This is a genomic window from Streptomyces sp. W16, from assembly GCF_033194735.1.
Classification (GTDB): Bacteria; Actinomycetota; Actinomycetes; order Streptomycetales; family Streptomycetaceae; genus Streptomyces.
The window spans coordinates 1-4,288 of record NZ_JAWOAI010000696.1 but is presented as its reverse complement, the minus strand read 5'-3'; the positions used below and the strand labels follow the sequence as shown (position 1 = coordinate 4,288).

Below are 4,288 nucleotides of genomic sequence, written 5' to 3'. Positions count from 1 at the left end.
GGCACGGCCGGCTCGGCGTGGGGCGTCGCCGCCGCGACCATCAGCGGCTCGGCCGTGTGGTGGCTGCAACTGCGCTCCGCCCTGCGCGAACGCCACCGCGAACCCATCCCCGAAGTGAGGACCTCATGACCGACCGACCGCGGCTGAGCATCGGCCTGCCCGTGTACAACGGCGAGGAGTACCTGGCCGAGTCGTTCGACGCCCTCCTCGGCCAGACCTACGAGGACTTCGAACTGGTCGTCTCCGACAACGCCTCGACCGACGCCACCGAGGACATCTGCCGCAAGTACGCCGCGCAGGACTCCCGCATCCGGTATATCCGGCTGCCCCGCAACATCGGCGCCACCCCGAACCACAACCACGTGTTCGCCGAGTCCCGCGGCGAGTTGTTCAAGTGGGCCTCGCACGACGACCTCTACGGTCGCGACCTGCTGACGCGCTGCATAGAAGCACTGGACGAGCGGCCGGACGTCATCCTCGCCCACACCGACCAGGCGGTCATCGACGGCGACGGCCAGGTGACGGTCCCGTACGAGTACACGCTCGCCACCGGCTCCCCGAACGCGCCGGAGCGCTTCCGCAGTCTGCTGTTCGAGCCGGGCGGCGACGACTTCTACGGAGTGATGCGGGCCGACATGCTGCGCCGGGTGAAGCCGATGGACAGCTACCACCACGCGGACCGTACCTTCGTCGCCGAGATCACCCTGCACGGACGCTTCCACCAGGTCCCGGAACTGCTGTACTTCCGCCGCGACCACCCCACCCGCGCCGAGCGGGCCAACCCCTCCAAGCGCGCCCGGTGCGTCAACCTGGACCCGCGCCGGGCAGGCGCGCTGCACCCGACGCCCCGGCTGCTCGCTGAGTACATCTGGGGCTTCGCCTCGGCGATCCGGCGGGCACCGCTGTCCCCGGCCGACCAGCGCGCGTGCTACCGCCACTTGGCTTCGTGGATGACCAGTCGGGTCCGGCCCGGCGCCGGCGAGCGGGTCGAGGACCGCGCCCCGGTCGACCCCGCACAGCTCACGGTCTCCGTCGACGCCCTGGTCGCCGGCCGCGAAGGGAGGCACGCATGACGTCCGCACCCGAACTGCCGGTGCGCGTCGGGGTGTTCGGCCTTCTCGGCTCCGGCAACCTCGGCAACGACGGGTCGCTCGAAGCCGTCCTCGGATACCTCCGCGCCGACCACCCGGACGCGGTCGTGGACGCCCTGTGCGGCGGGCCCGAGGCCGTGACGGCCCGGTTCGGGATCCCCGCCACCCGGATGCACTGGAACCGCGCTGAGTACCGGACCGCGTCCCGCTTGGGCTCGATCGCGTCGAAGGGTCTGGGCAAGTTCGTCGACATCTTCCGCACCGCCGCCTGGGTACGCCGCCACGACGTGGTGATCGTGCCGGGCATGGGCGTCCTGGAAGCCACCCTGCCGCTACGGCCCTGGGGCTTCCCCTACTCTCTGTTCCTGCTCTGCGCGAGCGGCCGGCTGATGCGCACCCGGGTCGCGCTGGTCAGCGTCGGCGCCGCCGAGATCCGCAACCGGCCCACCCGCGCCCTGGTCCGCTGGTCGGGGCGCCTGGCCGCCTACCGGTCCTACCGCGACGCCCAGTCCCGGGACGCGATGCGGGCGATGGGCGTGGACACCGCGCGCGACGAGGTCTACCCGGACCTCGCCTTCTCCCTGCCGGCACCGCAGGCGAGCGCGACTTCGGACGCGCCGGGCCCGGTCTGCGTCGGCGTCATGGACTTCCACGGCGGCAACGACGACCGCGCACGCGCCGACGAGATATATGGGCGCTATCTCGACGGCACGATCCGGTTCGTCCGCACGCTGGTCGAGGAGGGCAGGCCGGTCCGGCTGCTCACCGGCGACCGGTGCGACGCCACGGTGGTCGCCGCGATCCTCGACGCGGTCGACTCACCGCTGGTCACCGCGGCCGAACCGGCCTCACTGGCCGACCTGATGAACGAGATGGTGGCCGCCGACACGGTGGTGGCGGTCCGCTACCACAACCTGATCTGCGCGCTGAAGACCGGAACGCCGGTGCTCGCGCTCAGCTACGCGGCGAAGAGCGACGCGCTCATGGACCGGATGGGCCTCGGCGCGTACTGCCACCCGGCGCGCGAGGTCGACGCCGACAGGTTGCTGGAGCAATTCCGGGCCCTGGAGAAGCGATCGCCCGAACTGCGGCAGACCCTCGCCGAGCGGAACCAGGCCGCCGCCCGCCAACTGCAGGACCAGTTCAGCTCGTTGACCGCGGCCGTGTTCCCCGCGACCCACCACACCCACGCCCACGCCCGCCAGGAGTCTCCATGAAAGCGACCGAAGTCCCGGAGATCGCCGGTGCGTTCCTCTTCGAGCCGACGCCGTACGCCGACGAACGCGGCTTCTTCTGCCGCACGTTCGACGCCGACGTGGTCCGCTCGGTGGGCCTGGACCCGGACGCCTTCGTCCAGGACAGCCTGTCCCGCTCGGTCCGGGGTGTAGTGCGTGGCCTGCACCTGCGATCCGGTGCGGGCGAGGCCAAGTTGGTGCGGTGCTCGTACGGCCGGATCTTCGACGTCGTCGTGGATCTGCGGCCGGATTCGCCGACTTACCGCAATTGGACTTCCTTTGAACTCACAGGAGAATCACAACCAACTCTTTACATTCCCGCGGGATGCGCGCACGGTTTTCAGGCACTGACCGACACCGCCGACACCTCGTACCGGATCGACCGCCCGCACGATCCGACCGAGGACGTGACGATCGCCTTCGACGACCCGGAGCTGGCCATTCCCTGGCCGCTGCCGGTTGCACTGATGTCCCAACGGGACCGTGAGGCGCCGAGCCTCGCCGAGGTCCTGAAGCACAGAGAAAGTTGAGGTCCTCGTGGACACCGAAGTGCTTGACCTGCCCCTGTCGCGGACAGCCAACGAGCGGCTGCACGCCATGATCCCCGGGGGCGCTCACACCTACGCCAAGGGCGACGACCAGTACCCCGAGAACCTGGCCCCGGTCATCAGCCACGGCAGCGGTGCCCACGTGTGGGACGTCGACGGCAACCGCTACATCGAGTACGGCTCCGGCCTGCGGTCGGTCAGCCTCGGCCACGCCCACCCGCGCGTGATCGAGGCGGTGCGGCGGGAACTCGACCGCGGCAGCAACTTCGTGCGGCCGTCCATCGTGGAGGTCGAGGCCGCCGAACGCTTCCTGGCCACCGTGCCGACGGCCGAGATGGTGAAGTTCGCGAAGAACGGCTCCGACGCCACCTCCGCCGCGGTACGCCTCGCCCGCGCCGCCACCGGCCGCTCGCGGGTGGCCCTCTGCTCCGACCATCCGTTCTTCTCCGTCGACGACTGGTTCATCGGCACCACACCGATGTCCGCGGGCATTCCGGCGGCGACCACCGACCTCATCGCGTCCTTCCCCTACGGCGACCTGGCCGCCACGGAGGAGATGCTCAACCGGCACCCGGACGACATCGCCTGCCTGATCCTCGAACCCGCCACCCACACCGAGCCGCCGCCCGGATACCTCGCCGGCCTGCGCGACCTCGCCGACCGGCACGGCTGCGTACTGATCTTCGACGAGATGATCACCGGCTTCCGCTGGTCCGAGGCGGGCGCCCAGGGCCTCTACGGCGTCGTCCCCGACCTCTCCACGTTCGGCAAGGCACTGGGCAACGGATTCGCCGTCTCCGCGCTGGCCGGGCGCCGAGACCTGATGGAGCGGGGCGGGCTGCGCGACTCCGGCGACCGTGACCGGGTGTTCCTGCTGTCCACCACGCACGGCGCGGAGACGCACTCCCTGGCCGCCGCGATGGCCGTACAGACCACGTACGTCGAGGAGGGCATCACCGCGCGGCTGCACGTCCTCGGCGAGCGGCTGGCCGCCGGGGTCCGCGACGCCGCGGCGGCCATGGGTGTCGGCGACCACGTCGTCGTCCGGGGCCGGGCCAGCAACCTGGTCTTCGCCACCCTCGACGAGAACCTGCAACCGTCGCAGCAGTACCGCACCCTGTTCCTGCGCCGGCTCCTCGCGGGCGGAGTGCTGGCCCCGTCCTTCGTGGTGAGCAGCGCACTCGACGACGAGGACATCGACCGCACCGTCGACGTGGTGGCCCAGGCATGCGCGGTGTACCGGAAGGCGCTGGACGCAGCCGATCCCACTCCCTGGCTGGCCGGGCGAGCGGTGAAGCCGGTGTTCCGCCGCCTGGCGTGAGGTGACGTGACGTCAGCGGCGCTCGCGCCGGCCGGCGTCGACCGTCGGGACGGCCGACCGAGAGCTCAGCCGGTCGGCCGTCCGGTCGACCAG

General features: G+C 71.0%; 4 protein-coding genes. All 4 read left to right on the top strand.

Going from position 1 to position 4,288, the window contains the following annotated elements:
• The first annotated feature begins 125 nt into the window (after positions 1–125).
• Genes R6V09_RS47340 through R6V09_RS47325 form a run of 4 tightly spaced genes read left to right on the top strand, consistent with a single transcriptional unit; the run spans position 126 to position 4,195 of the window.
• Positions 126–1,073 carry a glycosyltransferase family 2 protein gene (locus R6V09_RS47340; protein ID WP_317887645.1) on the top strand — a complete coding sequence of 316 codons (948 nt, stop codon included), beginning with the start codon at positions 126–128 and terminating at the stop codon, positions 1,071–1,073.
• Positions 1,070–2,308, top strand: coding sequence for a polysaccharide pyruvyl transferase family protein (locus tag R6V09_RS47335; RefSeq protein WP_317887644.1), 1,239 nt, complete (start codon positions 1,070–1,072; stop codon positions 2,306–2,308). Before R6V09_RS47340 ends, R6V09_RS47335 begins: the two co-directional genes overlap by 4 nt.
• Complete coding sequence (gene rfbC / locus R6V09_RS47330; RefSeq protein ID WP_317887643.1) at positions 2,305–2,856, top strand: dTDP-4-dehydrorhamnose 3,5-epimerase; 552 nt, start codon at positions 2,305–2,307, stop codon at positions 2,854–2,856. The genes R6V09_RS47335 and rfbC overlap by 4 nt, the downstream gene beginning before the upstream one ends.
• A 7-nt stretch (positions 2,857–2,863) precedes the next feature.
• A complete protein-coding gene (locus R6V09_RS47325; RefSeq protein ID WP_317887642.1) occupies positions 2,864–4,195 on the top strand; it encodes a glutamate-1-semialdehyde 2,1-aminomutase in 1,332 nt (443 codons plus the stop codon).
• Positions 4,196–4,288 lie beyond the last annotated feature (93 nt).